The sequence below is a fragment of the Micromonospora sp. S-DT3-3-22 genome, assembly GCF_015354745.1.
GTDB classification, from domain to species: Bacteria; Actinomycetota; Actinomycetes; order Mycobacteriales; family Micromonosporaceae; genus Micromonospora; species Micromonospora wenchangensis.
In genome coordinates, this window is record NZ_JACGMO010000162.1 from 1 (window position 1) to 14,523 (window position 14,523).

Sequence of the window (14,523 nt, forward strand, 5' to 3'; positions counted from 1 at the left end):
GCGGCCGGCCGGCGGGCCGGGGCGGGCTCGCCGGGCGGCCCGACCCGGGGGCCGGCAGCCGGGGGCTCCCCGGCCGGGACGAGGCGCTGCCCCAGCGCGAGGAAGACGTGTGCGGCCCCGGCGCCCTGCTCGGCGGCGCAGGCCACCCAGGGCACCGGGCCGGTGTGGTTGGCCCCGGTGATCGGCAGGCCGTCGGAACGGGCCAGCGTGTTGGCCGCTGCGGCGAACGCCTCCCGCCAGCCGCCCTCGGCGGCGGCCGGCGCGAGCACGGCCACGGTGAACGGCCGCTCGGCGGCGTCCCGCGCGGCCCAGACCTCGCCCAGCTCGCACGAGCTGAGCTTGCGGTGCAGCGCGTACGGACCGACTGTCTGCATGTGGCATCCCCCCGACCGATCGTATCGGTCGGTACGACGGACACCGATCGACCGACGGGCTGCCGGCCGGTCAGTCGACCCAGTCGAGCGTGCGGGCGACCGCCTTGCGCCACCGGCCCAGCTCCCGCTCCCGGTGCGCCGGGTCCATCCGGGACTCCCACTGCGCGTCGGAACGCCACTGGGCGCGCAGGGTGGCCAGGTCGGGCCAGAAGCCGACCGCCAGGCCGGCCGCGTACGCCGCGCCGAGGCAGGTGGTCTCGGTGATCCGGGAGCGGACCACCGGCACCGCCAGCACGTCGGCGAGGAACTGCATCAGCAGGCCGTTGGCGGTCATTCCACCGTCGACCCGCAGCCGGCGCAGCGCCACGTCGGAGTCGGCGTTCATCGCGTCGACCACCTCGCGGGTCTGCCAGGCCGACGCCTCCAGCGCCGCCCGCGCCAGGTGCCCCTTGGTGATGTAGCCGGTCAGCCCGGCGATCACCCCCCGGGCGTCGCTACGCCAGTGCGGCGCGAACAGCCCGGAGAAGGCGGGCACCACGTAGCAGCCCCCGTTGTCGTCCACCGTGGCGGCCAGATCCTCCACCTCGGCGGCCGAGGAGATCAACCCGAGGTTGTCCCGCAGCCACTGCACCAGCGAACCGGTCACCGCGATCGCCCCCTCCAGGGCGTACGCGGCCGGCTGGCCGTCGATCCGGTAGGCCACCGTGGTCAGCAGGCCGTGGCTGGACGGCACCGGGCTGGCCCCGGTGTTGAGCAGCAGGAAACTCCCGGTGCCGTAGGTGCACTTCGCCTCGCCGGGCTGGAAGCAGGTCTGCCCGAACAGGGCGGCCTGCTGGTCGCCGAGCGCGCTGGCCACCGGCACCCCGTCGAGCACCCCGTGGGCCGTCCCGTAGACCTCCGCCGAGCTGCGGATCTGCGGCAGCATCGCGGCCGGGACGCGCAGCGCGTCGAGCAGCTCCGGGTCCCAGTCGAGGGTCTCCAGGCTCATCAGCATGGTCCGGCTGGCGTTGGTGACGTCGGTGACGTGCCGTCCGGTCAGCTTCCAGATCAGCCAGCTGTCCATCGTGCCGAACAGCACCTCGCCCCGCTCGGCGCGCCCCCGCAGCCCGTCGACGTTGTCCAGCAGCCAGCGCAGCTTCGGGCCGGCGAAGTAGGTGGCCAGGGTGAGCCCGGTGCGGGCACGCAGCTTCTCCTCGCCGTACGACCCGGCCAGCTCGCGTAGCAGCGGGCCGGTACGGGTGTCCTGCCAGACCACGGCGTTGGCGACCGGCCGGCCGGTGGCCCGGTCCCAGACCACGGTGGTCTCCCGCTGGTTGGTGATGCCGACGGCGGCCAACCCGTCCGGGCCGGTGCCGGCGTCGGCCAGCGCGTCGCGGACGGCCCGTTCGACGTTGGCCCAGATCTCCTCGGCGTCGTGCTCCACCCAGCCGGGCCGGGGGAAGATCTGCCGGTGCTCGCGTTGCGCGACGGCGACGATCTCACCGGCCCGGTCGAAGACGATGCACCGCGACGAGGTGGTGCCCTGATCGATGGCGGCGACGTACTCTCCGGTCATTTCGGCACCGTACCCGGCCCGGGTCGGCCGGAGAACCGGCACGGTTCCGTACGATCTCCAGACGTGCGTGACATCGCCGTGTTCAGTGGAACCGCCCATCCCGACCTCGCCGCCGAGATCTGCGCCCACCTGGGGGTGCCGCTGCACCCGGTGCGGGTGTCCCGGTTCGCCAACGACTGCCTGGAGGTGCAGTTGCAGGCGAACTGCCGGGAGCGCGACGTCTTCCTGATCCAGCCGCTGGTGCCGCCGGTGCAGGAGAACCTGGTCGAGCTGCTGCTGATGATCGACGCGGCCCGGGGCGCGTCGGCCGGCCGGATCACCGTGGTCCTGCCGCACTACGCGTACGCCCGGTCGGACAAGAAGGACGCGCCGCGCATCTCCATCGGCGGCCGGCTGGTGGCCGACCTGCTCACCTCGGCCGGCGCCCACCGGGTGCTGGCGATGACCCTGCACTCGCCGCAGGTGCACGGCTTCTTCAGCGTCCCGGTCGACCACCTGCACGCGCTGCGGGAGCTGGCCGCCCACTTCCGGGGGCACGACCTGGGTGACACGGTGGTGGTTTCGCCGGACCTGGGCAACGCCAAGGAGGCGGCGGCGTTCGCCCGGATGCTCGGCACCCCGGTCGCGGCCGGGGCGAAGCAGCGGTTCAGCGACGACCGGGTCACCATCAGCACGGTGATCGGCGAGGTGGCCGACCGGGACGTGATCGTGCTGGACGACGAGATCGCCAAGGGCAGTACGGTGGTCGAGCTGATCGGCCACCTGCACGAACGCAACGTCCGGTCGATCCGGCTGGCCTGCACGCACGGGCTGTTCTCCAGCGGCGCGCTGAGCCGGCTCGCCGCCGTCGACGGGGTACGCGAGATCGTCTGCACCAACACCGTGCCGATCCCTGCGGACAAGCGGGTGCCGAAGCTGACGGTGCTCTCGGTGGCCCCGGCGCTGGCCGAAGCGATGCGCCGCATCCACAACGGCGAGTCGGTGAGCGCCCTGTTCGGCTGACCGGCACCGACGGCCGGCACCAGGCCGACGGAGCCGGGCCCGACGGAACCAGGCCGGCGGGTCAGCCGGCGGCGGCGCTGATCCGCACGGTGGTGCCGGCCGCGCCGCTCTCGACCTCCATCGCGTCGCTCAGTTCCCGGGCCAGCCAGAGCCCCCAGCCGCCGGCGGTGTCCGGGGCGGGCCGGCTGCGGTCGTCGAGCCGCTGCTCGCTGATGCCGCTGCCGTGGTCGGAGACCTCGCAGACCAGCTCGCCGGGGCGGCGCCAGAGCCGCAGCCAGCCCCGGCCGCCGCCGTGCCGGACGGCGTTGGTGATCAGCTCGTTGACCGCCAGCACGAAGTCGTCGAGCCGCTGCCCGGCCAGTCCGGCCGCGTGCGCGCAGGAGCTGACCGAGTGTCTCAGCTCGGTCACCTGTGCCTGGTCGAACGCCTCGGCGATGAGAAGGGAAGGTTCGATGGGCACCACCGTACGCGGTGTGGGAAGTTCTGCGTTCGTCATGGGCCCTGTCCCGACAGCGATCTCGGAGTTTTTCACGCTATTTCTACCGTACGTCAGGGTTCTCCGGTCCGCACCGACCGGCCCGGCCGGCTGACCTGGGGACTGTGGCATCGTGGCGGCCATGCCGTCGTCCCCGCCGGGAGGTTTCGCCGACCCGCTGTGGCGTTCCGTCGCGGTCTTCCGCTTCGCCTCGCTGGCGTACGTCGGCCTGCTGGTCCTGCGCGACGCCGGCCGGTACGCCCACCCGGTCGCCGCGGGCGGCGTACTGCTGGTGATGCTGGCCTGGTCCGGGGTGACGGCGGTCGGGTACGCCCGGCCGGCCAACCGGCGCTGGCCGCTGCTCCTGGCCGACCTCGGCGTGGTCCTGGCGATCCTGGCGGTCACGCCGTGGGTGGTGGGACGCCCGGCGCTGGCCGCCGGGGTGCCCGCCCTCGCCGTGGCCTGGCTGGCCGGCCCGGTGCTGGCCTGGGCGGTCTCCGGCGGGCGGCGGCGCGGCACGGTGGCCGCGCTGCTGATCGGCGGCACCGACCTCGCCACCCGGGGCCGGATCGGCCCGTCCTCGCTGACCGGGGCGATCCTGCTGCTGCTCGCCGGCGCGGTGGTGGGGCACGTGGCCCGGCTGGCGGTGACCACCGAGGAACGGTTGCAGCGGGCGGTGGAGCTGGAGGCGGCGACCCGGGAACGGGAACGGCTGGCCCGGGACATCCACGACTCGGTGCTCCAGGTGCTGTCGCTGGTCCAGCGGCGCGGCGCGCACCTCGACGGGGAGGCCGGTGAGCTGGCCCGGCTCGCCGGCCAGCAGGAGGTGGCGTTGCGCGCGTTGATCTCCGGGGCCCCGCCGACGTCCACCGCCGACCCGGTCGGCGAGGTCGACCTGCGGTCCCTGCTGTCCGGGTACGCCTCGGCGACGGTGCAGGTCTCCGCCCCGGCGACCCCGGTGCCGCTGCCCGCGCCGGTGGCCCGGGAGGTGGCCGCCGCGACGGCGGCGGCGCTGGACAACGTGCGGCGGCACGCCGACGGGCGGGCCTGGGTGCTCGTCGAGGACGAGGGCGACACGGTGACCGTGTCGGTGCGCGACGCCGGGCCGGGCATCCCGGAGGGGCGGCTGGTCGAGGCGGCCCGGCAGGGCCGGCTGGGGGTGGCGCAGGCCATCCGGGGACGGATGACCGACCTCGGCGGCGAGGTGCGGATCATCTCGACGCCGGGGGAGGGCACCGAGATCGAACTGATGGTGCCGAGGAGGAACCGATGACCGGGGTACGGGTGATGGTGGTCGACGACCACCCGATGTGGCGGGAGGGGGTGGCCCGGGACCTCACCGAGGCCGGGCACCTGGTGGTGGCGACCAGCGGGGAGGGCCGCCAGGCGGTCCGGGTGGCCGCCGCCGCCCGACCCGACGTGGTGGTGCTCGACCTGCAACTGCCGGACATCTCCGGGGTGGAGGTGATCCAGGGCCTGCGGGCCGCGCTGCCCCGGGTCCGGGTGCTGATGCTGTCGGCCAGCGGCGAGCAGCAGGGCGTGCTGGACGCCGTGAAGGCCGGGGCCACCGGCTACCTGCTGAAGTCGGCGGCCCCGGCGGAGTTCCTGGACGCGGTGCGCCGGACGGCGGCCGGTGAGCCGGTGTTCACCCCGGGCCTGGCCGGTCTGGTGCTGGGCGAGTACCGGCGGCTCGCCGCGGACCCGCCGGCCGGCGGGACCGGCGACGACGGGCCCGGCGCGGCACCCCGGCTCACCGATCGGGAGACCGAGGTGCTGCGGCTGGTGGCGAAGGGGCTGTCCTACAAGCAGATCGCCGGGCGGCTCGGGCTGTCGCACCGTACCGTGCAGAACCACGTGCAGAACACGCTCGGCAAACTCCAGCTGCACAACCGGGTGGAGCTGACCCGCTACGCGATCGAGCGCGGCCTGGACGACTGAGGTCAGTGCGCCTCGGGCGGCCGGGTCTCGTGGACGGCCAGTTCCTCGGCGCTCGCGCCCCCGCCGGCCGCGCCCGCGTCGTAGGCGATGCTGTCGGTCTCCTGGTCGGTGCGGGCCCCCTCGTCCGGTTCGACCAGCCGGCCCACCTGCGCGTCGGCGACCGTGCCGAGCTGGCCGTGGTCGTAGAGCGAGACCGGGGAGTTCGGGTCGGAGGTGGGGCCCGGGTCGAGCACGTCGGCGTCGAGCTGGGCCTGCGCGGCGGCCTCCTCGTTCTCCGCCTCGGCGGCGATGTCCGGGTCGACCGGCCCGGCCAGCGGGTCGTCGGCCCGTCGCTCGTACTGCTCGCGGTCGAGCTTGTAGTCCAACGACTCGCCGTCGAGCTGCTCGTCGGCGGTGGTGCCGAAGTGGTCCACGGCTACCGGGGTGCGGTCGCCGGGCAGCTGGGCCGGGTCCGGGCCGTCGGCCTCCCGGCCGGTCAGCACGTCGTCGTCGGCGGTCGAGTCGTCGTCGGCGGTGTCGGGCAGGCCGAGCGCCTCGGGGTCGGACACGGGGGTCGGGAACTCGTCGTCGCGCATGGCTGAGCACTACCCACTGGCATGGCCCGGGTAACCGGGTCCCGCTCCCCGGATCGGGACGAAAGGGCATCAATCAGTCGTGGTGCCAGTGTGACTCGTCCTCGGTGTGCAGCACGCACCAGATCACCTTGCCGTCCGGCAGCATGGTGCTGCCCCAACGCCGGGCCACCGTGTCGATCAGCAGCAGCCCCCGGCCGCCGGCCGAGGTCGGCGGGGCCAGCCCCACGTAGCGGGGCTGCCGCCGGGAGCGGTCCCGCACCGCCAGGTGCACCGTGTCGCCCTGCGCGGCCAACCGCAGCGTCATCGGGGTCGACGCGTGCGCCACCACGTTGTTGACCAGCTCGGTGACCGCGATGCAGGCCGGCTCGGCCAGCTCCGGCACGCCCCACCGGGCACAACCGTCGGTCACCAGTTCCCGCGCCCACCGGGCCGCCCCGACCGCCGGCGTCAGCTCCTCGGTCAGCACCGCCGCCATCGGCGTACGGGCCAGGGCCGCCGTCGCCTCGGCCGGGGTCGGGTAGACCGCCAGCTCCGTCACGGCCCCGTCGTCGGCGAGCGCCCCGGTCGGGTCGACCACCAGCAGGTCGGCGGCGGGCCAGTCGCGCACCGCCCGACGTACCCCGGCCAGCAGTTGCCCGACGGCCGACCCCGCGGCACGCAGCCCGGCCAGGTCGACCACGATCGGACCGGGCCGGTCGACGAGCCGGGCGAGCAGCGCGTCGCGTACCCGGTCGACGTCGACCGGCTCCAGCATCCCGGCGAGTCGGACCAGCGCGGAGGAGTCGTCGGCCACCACCCGGCACCCCGCCCGGGGGTGCCGGACAGTCCCCGGGGTCGGCAGGTCGGCGCGGCTCATCGCCGTCGCCCCCGATCGGCACGGGCCGGGCGGGGCGCCTCCCCGGCGACGCCGGGCCGGGCGGGGCGCGGCGTCGGGGTGGCGTGGAACCCGCCGGTGACGCCGGCGACCACCACGGCGGCGACGGCGGGGGTACGGGTCATCGGCATCTCCGCTCGGTACCCCCGGTCGGGCCGGGTCATGCCGCCGCGCGGCCACTGATCAGTGGAACCCTTCCGGTGACCCGCAGCTCACCCCGGTCGGGCCCGCACCGGGACGGCTCGGTGTGGGGTGCCCCACAGCCGGCCCACCGGCCCGCTGACCGCTTCCGATCTGCGAGGTTTCGGCTCGTGGGGCCCCGGTTAATGGGACGCTCTGACCGGAGACCATCCCTTGCAGATCGCATGGAGGTGCACCATGCGCGTCGGCCTCGTCTGCGCGCACGCCGGGCCGTCCCGGCACGCCGAAGGACCGCCCGTCGGCACCCACGAGCACGTCGCTCGGGTCGCCGGCGAGCTGGCCGGGCGCGGCCACGACGTGCGGGTGTACGAGCGCCGCGACGACCCGGCGCTGCCGGCGAGCGTCGAGATCGACGGGTACCGGGTGGAACGGGTGCCCGTCGGCCCGGCCCGGCCCACCGCCACCGGCGACCTGGTCCCGCACGTGCCCGAGTTCGGCCGCTGGTTGGCCGACCGGTGGGCGGGGGAGTGGACGCCGGAGGTGGTGCACGGGCACTACTGGATCGGCGGCCTCGCCGCCGCGCACGCGGTCCGGGAGACGGACATCCCGGTGGTGCAGACCTTCCACTCGCTCGGCGTCGAGCAGCGCCGCCACCTCGGCCGCCAGTACGACGGCCCCGGCGAACGCATCCCGCTGGAGCGCGCGCTCACCCGGGCGGTGGACGTCGCCGTCGCCCAGTGCAACGACGAGGTCGACGAGCTGACCCGGATGGGGCTGCAACGCTCCTCGGTGGCGATGGTGCCGACCGGGGTGGACGTCGAACGGTTCCACCCCGACGGCGAGGCCGCCCCCCGCGACCGGCGGGCCCGCATCCTCTCCGTCGGCGGGTTGTCCCCCGGACACGGCCAGGACGACCTGATCCGGGCGATGCGGCTGGTCGGCGACGCGGAACTGGTGATCGCCGGTGGGCCGCCGGCCGACCAGCTCACCACCCACGCGGAGGCCCGGCGGCTGCGCGAGCTGGCTGAGCGTACCGGGGTCGCCGACCAGGTCACCCTGGTCGGCGCGGTGCCGCACGACCAGCTCGCCACCTGGTACCGCTCGGCCGACGTGGTCGCCTGCACCCCGCACTACTCCTCCGCCGGGCGGGTGTCGCTGGAGGCGATGGCCTGCGGGGTGCCGGTGGTCGGCTACGCCATGGGCGGCATCGCCGACGCGGTGGTCGACGAGGTCACCGGCCGGCTGGTGCCCCCCGGCGACGTCCGTACGCTGGGCATGACGCTGCGCCGGCTGCTCGCCGACAACGCGGGCCGGTTCGCCTACGGGCACGCCGCGGTGGACCGGGTGCGGTGCAGCTACACCTGGGAGCGGACGGCCGGCGCGCTGGAACGGCTCTACGAGCGGGTGGTGGGCCGGCGTACCCCGGTCGAGGTGCCCGAGACGGTGCCCGTCGACGTCGAGGCCGACCCGCCGGCCGGCCAGGACGCCACCGTGGCGGTCGAGGTCGAGGCGCCGGTCACCGGGACGACCACCGGTCCGGTCGGCGTCTGACCGGGGCCCTTCACCGCCGACACGACCTGCGGCCGGTGTCGTTCATTGCCGACGCGGCCTGCGGCCCGTGCCGGCGTCGTGCGGGGCCGGCCCGCGTCCGGTCAGGCCCGGGGGACCGCGCCCACCATGGCGCGTTCCCGGGTGCGGGCCACCGCGTGGTGGTGCTGGGGTGCGGCGTACCGGGTGAGCCCGATGACCGAGGCGAGGGTGATCAGGAAGCCCACGGCGGCCAGCCACTCCCGGCCCGGCCAGATCTTGTCGTTGAGCAGCAGCAGGCCGACGATCGCGGCGGGCACCGCCCCGGCGGCGTCCATCGCGGCGACGGCAGCCGTCGTGGAGCCCCGCTGCATCGCCAGGCCGAGCAGCAGCTGACCCACCAGCGAATGGGCGATCAGCAGGTAGAGCAGCGGGTCACGGACGAACTCCTCGGCCGACGGGGCGGAGGCCAGCGGCCGGGCGGCGACTGCGGCGGCGGAGAACGCGAGCCCGGCCAGGGAGCCGAGCGCCACCGAACCGGGCGCCCCGTGCAGGCGTACCGCGAAGAAGCCGAGCAGCCCGATTCCGCCGAGGGCCAGCGCCAGGGCGACCAGGCCGGCGGTGCCGAGCCCCTTGGAGGGGGCCGGTTGGGCGGAGAGCACCAGCGCGGTGATCCCGGCGAAGAGCAGCACCAGCAGCGCCACCTCGGCGGCGGGCAGCCGCCACTTGAGCACCACCACCCCCAGCAGGGCGGTCACCCCCAGCCCCGCCGCCACGCTCGCCTGCACCAGGAACAACGGCAGGTCGCGCCGGGCCAGGAAGGCCAGCACGAAGCCGGTCACCTGGCAGAGCAGCCCGATCAGGTACGTCCGGTGCCCGGCCAGCCGCAGCAGCAGCCCCGGGTCGAAGGTGTGGTGCACGGTCGTCCGGGCGGCGGCGACCGACTGGAGCATGTTGGCGAAGCCGTACGCGATGATCATCGCCGCGAGGAAGCACCAACCGGAGGACACCACCAGGCGAGAATAGAGGGCCGGTGCGTTCAGCGCGCGGTTGGCCGACCCAGCCGGGACAGCACGTCGGTGTGCAGCGGCCCGTTGGTGGCGATCGCGCTGATCTCGCCGGATGCCGTCCCACCAGGGGCGGGGGTGCCTTCCAGGGTGGTCATGGTGCCCCCGGCGGCGGTCACGATCGGCACCAGCGCGGCCACGTCCCACAGCGACAGTTCCGGCTCCACCATCACGTCCAGTGCCCCCTCGGCCAGCAGCATGTAGCCGTAGAAGTCGCCGTAGGCGCGGCTGCGCCAGGTGTCGCGCATCAACTGGAGCACCGCGTCCAGCCGGCCGGCCGCCTCCCACCCGGTCAGCGACGAGTAGCACAAGCTGGCGTCGGCGAGGTCGCGTACCCCGGAGACCCGGATCGGCTCGCCGGAGGCGGCGTCGCGCCCCGCGTACGCCCCCACACCGTTGGCGCCCCACCAGCGCCGGCCGAGCGCCGGGGCGGAGACCAGCCCGACCACCGGCCGGTCCCCCTCCAACAGGGCGATCAGGGTGGCCCACACCGGCACGCCCCGGACGAAGTTCTTGGTGCCGTCGATCGGGTCGATCACCCACCGCCGGTCGTGCGGGCCGGTGGCCGGCTGCTCGCCGTACTCCTCGCCGAGCAGCCCGTCGTCCGGCCGGTGGGCGGCCAGCAACGCCCGGATCTCCCGCTCGACGGAGGTGTCCGCGTCGGACACGGGAGTCAGGTCCGGCTTCGCCGTCACCCTCAGGTCCAGTGCCCGGAACCGGCTCATCGCGATGGCATCGGCGGCATCCGCGAGCCGATGAGCAAGATCGATGTCACCCGCATACCCCGTCACCCCGAAACCCTAACCCCCCGCTCCCCCCACCTCTCCCACCCCACCCCCCGGCTCCCCCACCCCTTCCCGCTGGCGTGATCAAGAGGTTCGCGTCATGGCGGAGCGCCAGATTGACGCGAACCTCTTGATCACGTGACGCAAACCTCTTGATCACCGGGGCGGTGAGGGCGGGGCAGGGCAGCGTGCGCGGGGCGGGCGCGGAGCCGGGGCGAGGTGGGGCGCGCGGGTGGGCGGGGGAGAAGGGTGGGTGGGTCAGGAGCCGGCGAGGGGGTCGCCGGGGTTGCGTTCCGCCTCACGGGGGTCGCCCTCGCCGGCGCGGGAGGCCAGCAGGCGGCGGTACGAGGCCAGCCGCCGCTGGTCGGCCTTGCCGGCGGCCACCCAGGCGTCCAGGGCGCAGTCCGCCTCGTCCGGGGTGTGCGGGCAGTTGGGTGGGCAGTCCACCGTCCCCTCGACCAGGTCGGGGAACCCGTGCAGCAGGCTCTCGGCCGAGACGTGGGCCAGCCCGAAGCTGCGGATGCCCGGGGTGTCCACGATCCAGCCCGGGTCACCGTCGCCGTCGGGGGTACGCGGTAGCCGGAGCGCCACGGCGCTGGTGGAGGTGTGCCGGCCCCGGCCGATCGCGCTGACCACACCGACCGCCCGCAGCGCGTCCGGCACCAGCCGGTTGACAAGCGTCGACTTGCCCACCCCGGAGTGTCCTACCAGCACCGACACCCGGCCGGCGAGCAGGGCCCGTAGCGCGTCCAGGTCGGAGTCGGGTCGGATGAGCACGTACGGCAGTTCCAGTTCGGTGTAGTAGCCGACGACCTGCTCCGGGCCGGCCAGGTCGGCCTTGGTCAGGCAGAGCAGCGGCTCGATGTCGGCGTCGTACGCGGCGACCAGGCAACGGTCGATGAAGCCGGTCCGGGGCGGCGGGTCGGCCAACGCGCTGACGATCACCAGTTGGTCGGCGTTGGCGACGACCACCCGTTCCAGCCGTCCCTCTGCGGTGTTCTCGTCGTCGTCGGCGGTACGCCGCAGCACCGAGCGCCGCTCGGCGATCCGGACGATCCGGGCCAGCGCCCCGTCCGCGCCGGAGACGTCGCCGACGAGGCTCACCCGGTCGCCGACCACCACCGACTTGCGGCCCAGCTCACGGGCCCGCATGGCGGTGATCGCGACACCGTCCGGGTCGTCGGGGAGCACGCAGGTGTACCGGCCCCGGTCGACGGCGATGACGAAGCCGTCGACCGCGTCGTCGTGCCGGGGGCGGGTCCGGGTACGCGGACGCGAGGACCGGCCGGGCCGGACCCGTACGTCGTCCTCGTCGTACTCCCGTCGCTTGGTCGTCAGGACCTGCCCCCTCCGCCGTCAGCTCTTGCCGGTCACCATCGCCGACCATAGTGCCGGGAACTCCGGCATGGTCTTCGAGGTGCACGCCACGTCGTCCACCTCGATGCCGGGGACGGCGAGCCCGGCCACCGCGGCGGCGTGCGCCATCCGGTGGTCGGCGTAGGTGCGGAAGGCGCCCCCGCGCAGCGGTCGGGGCCGGATCTCCAGCCCGTCGGCGGTTTCGGTCAGGTCGGCGCCGAGCCCGGTGAACTCCCGGGCCAGCGCGGCGATCCGGTCGGTCTCGTGCCCCCGGATGTGCCCGATGCCGGTGAACGTCGACGGCGAGTCGGCCAGCATGGCGAGCGCGGTCAGCGCGGGGGTCAGCTCGCTGACGTCGGACAGGTCGGCGGTCAGGCCGTGCACGGTGCCGGTGCCCCGCACGGTCAGCCCGGCGGTGGTCAGGGTGACCTCACCGCCCATCCGGTCCAGCAGCGAGCGGAGCTGCTCGACCGGCTGGACGCTGTTGTGCGGCCAGCCCTGTAGGGTCACCTCACCGCCGGTGACCAGGGCGGCGGCGAAGAAGGGGACCGCGCCGGAGAGGTCGGGTTCGATCTCCCAGCCCCGGCCGGCGAGCGGCCCCGGCTCGACCACCCAGACGTCGGGGACGGTGTCGTCGACGGCCGCCCCGGCGGCCCGCAGCATCTGCACGGTCATCCGCAGGTGCGGCGCGGAGGGCACCGGCGGGCCCTGGTGCCGGACCACCACGCCCCGGTCGAAGCGCGCCCCGGCGAGCAGCAGGCCGGAGACGAGCTGGCTGGACGCGGACGCGTCGATGACCACCTCGCCGCCGGTGACCCGGCCGACGCCCTGCACCACCAGGGGCAGGCTGCCGGTCTCCGGGGCGTCGATCCGGACGCCGAGCGAGCGCAGCGCGCCGATCAGCGGGCCGAGCGGCCGGACCCGGGCCTGCGGGTCGCCGTCGAAGGTGACCCGTCCCTCGGTGAGCCCGGCGACCGGCGGGACGAACCGCATCACCGTGCCGGCGAGCCCGACGTCGACGTGGGCCGGGCCGACCAGCCGGTGCGGCCGGACGAGCCAGCGGTCGTCGTCGGAGACCGAGACGTGGGCGCCCATCGCCCGCAGCCCGCCCGCCATGAGTTCGGTGTCGCGGGCGCGCAGTGGCCCGTGCAGTGTCGACGGGCCACCGGCCAGCGCGCTGAGCACCAGGGCCCGCGCGGTCATCGACTTGGAGCCGGGTAGGCGCAGGGCGGCGGTGACCGGGTCGGTGGCGGTCGGTGCGGCCCAGGGCTGTTGCGGACGGGTGGCGGTCAGGTTTCCCACGGTCACATTCTGCCAACCCGACGGCGATTTCGAGACTGCCGACGGGCCGACTCCCGGTGGGCGGGACAGCCGACGGCGGCGCGGGGGGCTAGCGTAGGTGCCATGTGCGGCAGGTACGCGACGACCCGGAGTTCCGGGGACCTGAGCGCGGTCTTCGAGTCGTACGACGACACCGACGGCGGGATCCGGCCGGACCACAACGTCGCGCCGACCGACCGGGTGCCGGTGGTGCGGGTCGATCCGGAGCGGGGGCGGGCGCTCTCGGTGGGCCGCTGGGGGCTGGTGCCGCACTGGGCGAAGTCGGCCGCCGGGGCGGCCCGCATGATCAACGCGCGGGTCGAGACGGTCGCCACCAGCCGGGCGTACGCCCTGCCGTTCGCCCGCCGCCGCTGCCTGGTCCCGGCCGACGGCTGGTACGAGTGGGTGCGCCGGGCCGGTGGCGGCAAGCAGCCCTACTTCATGACCCCGCGGGACGGTTCGGTGCTGGCGTTGGCCGGCATCTGGTCGCGGTGGGAGTCGACGCTCACGTTCAGCGTGCTCACCACGGCGGCGGTGGGCGAGCTGGCCGAGGTGCACGACCGGATGCCGTTGCTGCTGCCGCCCGACCGGTGGGCGGACTGGCTCGCCCCGGCCGACGATCCGGCGGCGCTGCTGGTCCCGCCGTCGGCGGAGTGGCTCGCCGGGCTGGAGATCCGGCCGGTGGGCATCGCGGTGGGCGACGTGCGTAACGACGGCCCGGAGTTGACCGTCCGGGTGACGCCGGACGGGGAACGCTCCCACGGGGAGAGCGCGCTGTTCTGATCGCAATAGGTGACATTGGCGCGTACGAATTGCCAGAGTTCCGGGTGAAACGTCGCTCGGATCTTTTGCCATCTTTCCGGCACACCCCTTGTCCCCGTAGCCGACAGTGCGATACAACACAGCGCTGGCACTGGGAGCGTCCTCGCGCAGTGCGAACGACGCCCGTCGATCTTGCCGGTCCCACGGGGGAGGTGGGTGTGATGACCCGGGCACGTATGCCCCGACCGCACGAGGTGGCCGCCGCACGACGCGATCCGCGACTGCTCCGGGCGTTGCGGGACCGTCGTTCCGACGATGCCTGGCGGACCAGAGGTACCTGCCAGAGCGTGGATCCGGAGACGTTCTTTCCGGCGCCCAACGAACCGGCCGACGCGGCGGTCGCGCTCTGCCGCAGCTGCGACGTGCAGGGTTCCTGCCTGGCCTGGGCGCTGGAGGTGGGCGACACCCACGGCGTGTGGGGCGGCACCACGCCCCGCGAGCGCCGGGCCATGCTGGTCGCCTGGCGGGGCGAGGTCGGGGCCGATTCCGGCACGGCCGGTGACGCCGGCCCACCGGTCCGCGACCAGTTGCTCACCCTGGTGCCGTTGAGCTGAGCGCGCCGCCGGCCACGGCGCAGAATGGCCGGATGCCCCGCTCCACGCAGCTCGACACCCCGCGCGGCCCGGCCCGGGTCGACACCGACCGGCCGACCGGCCCGCCGACGTCCCTGCTGGTGCTCGGTCACGGGGCCGGCGGCTCGGTGGAAGATCGG

Annotated in this window: 15 protein-coding genes and 2 pseudogenes; 7 read left to right on the forward strand and 10 right to left on the reverse strand. The window is 74.8% G+C overall.

Translation table 11 applies throughout. From position 1 onward, the window contains the following. Both H1A17_RS30720 and glpK read right to left on the reverse strand, forming a co-directional pair. Window positions 1–374 (reverse strand): annotated as a pseudogene (locus H1A17_RS30720) (hypothetical protein); the annotation flags it as partial. Window positions 375–444: 70 nt separating this feature from the next. After that, on the reverse strand, window positions 445–1,929 hold the full coding sequence (glpK, locus tag H1A17_RS30725) for a glycerol kinase GlpK (RefSeq protein ID WP_194823532.1): 1,485 nt from the start codon (window positions 1,927–1,929) through the stop codon (window positions 445–447). A gap of 63 nt (window positions 1,930–1,992) precedes the next feature. Here glpK and H1A17_RS30730 point away from each other — a divergent pair, with 63 nt between their 5' ends. Continuing rightward, complete coding sequence (locus H1A17_RS30730; RefSeq protein WP_145921551.1) at window positions 1,993–2,931, forward strand: ribose-phosphate pyrophosphokinase; 939 nt, start codon at window positions 1,993–1,995, stop codon at window positions 2,929–2,931. Window positions 2,932–2,992: 61 nt separating this feature from the next. On the opposite strand, the gene H1A17_RS30735 is transcribed toward H1A17_RS30730, so the two are convergent. Continuing rightward, window positions 2,993–3,427, reverse strand: coding sequence for an ATP-binding protein (locus tag H1A17_RS30735; protein ID WP_145921550.1), 435 nt, complete (start codon window positions 3,425–3,427; stop codon window positions 2,993–2,995). A 121-nt stretch (window positions 3,428–3,548) separates the two neighbouring features. Here H1A17_RS30735 and macS point away from each other — a divergent pair, with 121 nt between their 5' ends. Both macS and H1A17_RS30745 read left to right on the forward strand, forming a co-directional pair. After that, window positions 3,549–4,679: a MacS family sensor histidine kinase gene (gene macS, locus H1A17_RS30740; protein ID WP_194823533.1), complete on the forward strand. Its 1,131-nt coding sequence runs from the start codon at window positions 3,549–3,551 to the stop codon at window positions 4,677–4,679. Further along, the gene (locus H1A17_RS30745; RefSeq protein WP_145921548.1) at window positions 4,676–5,344 is read left to right on the forward strand and encodes a response regulator transcription factor; all 669 of its coding nucleotides are present in this window, start codon (window positions 4,676–4,678) and stop codon (window positions 5,342–5,344) included. Before macS ends, H1A17_RS30745 begins: the two co-directional genes overlap by 4 nt. Before the next feature lie 2 nt (window positions 5,345–5,346). Here the strand turns inward: H1A17_RS30745 and H1A17_RS30750 are convergent, their stop codons facing one another. The 3 genes from H1A17_RS30750 to H1A17_RS30760 all read right to left on the reverse strand — a co-directional run bounded on the left by H1A17_RS30750 (window position 5,347) and on the right by H1A17_RS30760 (window position 6,918). Continuing rightward, entirely contained in the window at window positions 5,347–5,919 is a 573-nt protein-coding gene (locus tag H1A17_RS30750) for a DUF5709 domain-containing protein (RefSeq protein ID WP_145921547.1), read from the reverse strand. A 73-nt stretch (window positions 5,920–5,992) separates the two neighbouring features. Then, window positions 5,993–6,775, reverse strand: a complete 783-nt coding sequence (locus H1A17_RS30755) for an ATP-binding protein (RefSeq protein ID WP_145921546.1) — start codon at window positions 6,773–6,775, stop codon at window positions 5,993–5,995. Then, complete coding sequence (locus tag H1A17_RS30760; protein ID WP_168222559.1) at window positions 6,772–6,918, reverse strand: hypothetical protein; 147 nt, start codon at window positions 6,916–6,918, stop codon at window positions 6,772–6,774. Before H1A17_RS30760 ends, H1A17_RS30755 begins: the two co-directional genes overlap by 4 nt. Window positions 6,919–7,171: 253 nt before the next feature. Between H1A17_RS30760 and H1A17_RS30765 the strand changes: the two genes are divergently transcribed. Then, entirely contained in the window at window positions 7,172–8,485 is a 1,314-nt protein-coding gene (locus H1A17_RS30765) for a glycosyltransferase (RefSeq protein ID WP_145921545.1), read from the forward strand. Window positions 8,486–8,586: 101 nt separating this feature from the next. Here H1A17_RS30765 and H1A17_RS30770 read toward each other — a convergent pair whose 3' ends face one another. The 4 genes from H1A17_RS30770 to aroA form a co-directional block, all read right to left on the reverse strand. Then, on the reverse strand, window positions 8,587–9,441 hold the full coding sequence (locus H1A17_RS30770) for a hypothetical protein (RefSeq protein ID WP_228544551.1): 855 nt from the start codon (window positions 9,439–9,441) through the stop codon (window positions 8,587–8,589). A gap of 59 nt (window positions 9,442–9,500) precedes the next feature. Next, window positions 9,501–10,319, reverse strand: coding sequence for a histidinol-phosphatase (gene hisN / locus H1A17_RS30775; RefSeq protein ID WP_145921543.1), 819 nt, complete (start codon window positions 10,317–10,319; stop codon window positions 9,501–9,503). Window positions 10,320–10,571: 252 nt separating this feature from the next. Next, window positions 10,572–11,465: a ribosome small subunit-dependent GTPase A gene (gene rsgA, locus H1A17_RS30780; RefSeq protein WP_228544552.1), complete on the reverse strand. Its 894-nt coding sequence runs from the start codon at window positions 11,463–11,465 to the stop codon at window positions 10,572–10,574. 204 nt (window positions 11,466–11,669) lie between these two features. After that, entirely contained in the window at window positions 11,670–12,971 is a 1,302-nt protein-coding gene (gene aroA, locus H1A17_RS30785; protein WP_145921542.1) for a 3-phosphoshikimate 1-carboxyvinyltransferase, read from the reverse strand. Window positions 12,972–13,073: 102 nt separating this feature from the next. On the opposite strand from aroA, the gene H1A17_RS30790 reads away from it, so the two are divergent. The 3 genes and pseudogenes from H1A17_RS30790 to H1A17_RS30800 all read left to right on the forward strand — a co-directional run. Further along, entirely contained in the window at window positions 13,074–13,772 is a 699-nt protein-coding gene (locus H1A17_RS30790) for an SOS response-associated peptidase (RefSeq protein ID WP_194823534.1), read from the forward strand. A gap of 200 nt (window positions 13,773–13,972) precedes the next feature. Then, the gene (locus H1A17_RS30795) at window positions 13,973–14,365 is read left to right on the forward strand and encodes a WhiB family transcriptional regulator (RefSeq protein WP_145921540.1); all 393 of its coding nucleotides are present in this window, start codon (window positions 13,973–13,975) and stop codon (window positions 14,363–14,365) included. Window positions 14,366–14,397: 32 nt separating this feature from the next. Beyond that, a pseudogene (locus H1A17_RS30800) lies at window positions 14,398–14,523 on the forward strand (alpha/beta hydrolase); the annotation flags it as partial.

What these genes read in the sequence shown, in the direction of transcription:
- macS (WP_194823533.1), top strand. Translation starts at nt 3,549, where the DNA reads ATGCCGTCGTCCCCGCCGGGAGGTTTCGCCGACCCGCTGTGGCGTTCC.
- H1A17_RS30770 (WP_228544551.1), bottom strand. Translation starts at nt 9,441, where the DNA reads ATGATCATCGCGTACGGCTTCGCCAACATGCTCCAGTCGGTCGCCGCC.
- H1A17_RS30760 (WP_168222559.1), bottom strand. Translation starts at nt 6,918, where the DNA reads ATGACCCGTACCCCCGCCGTCGCCGCCGTGGTGGTCGCCGGCGTCACC.
- H1A17_RS30765 (WP_145921545.1), top strand. Translation starts at nt 7,172, where the DNA reads ATGCGCGTCGGCCTCGTCTGCGCGCACGCCGGGCCGTCCCGGCACGCC.
- H1A17_RS30790 (WP_194823534.1), top strand. Translation starts at nt 13,074, where the DNA reads ATGTGCGGCAGGTACGCGACGACCCGGAGTTCCGGGGACCTGAGCGCG.
- H1A17_RS30735 (WP_145921550.1), bottom strand. Translation starts at nt 3,427, where the DNA reads ATGACGAACGCAGAACTTCCCACACCGCGTACGGTGGTGCCCATCGAA.
- glpK (WP_194823532.1), bottom strand. Translation starts at nt 1,929, where the DNA reads ATGACCGGAGAGTACGTCGCCGCCATCGATCAGGGCACCACCTCGTCG.
- H1A17_RS30745 (WP_145921548.1), top strand. Translation starts at nt 4,676, where the DNA reads ATGACCGGGGTACGGGTGATGGTGGTCGACGACCACCCGATGTGGCGG.
- H1A17_RS30750 (WP_145921547.1), bottom strand. Translation starts at nt 5,919, where the DNA reads ATGCGCGACGACGAGTTCCCGACCCCCGTGTCCGACCCCGAGGCGCTC.
- H1A17_RS30795 (WP_145921540.1), top strand. Translation starts at nt 13,973, where the DNA reads ATGACCCGGGCACGTATGCCCCGACCGCACGAGGTGGCCGCCGCACGA.
- rsgA (WP_228544552.1), bottom strand. Translation starts at nt 11,465, where the DNA reads ATGCGGGCCCGTGAGCTGGGCCGCAAGTCGGTGGTGGTCGGCGACCGG.
- H1A17_RS30755 (WP_145921546.1), bottom strand. Translation starts at nt 6,775, where the DNA reads ATGAGCCGCGCCGACCTGCCGACCCCGGGGACTGTCCGGCACCCCCGG.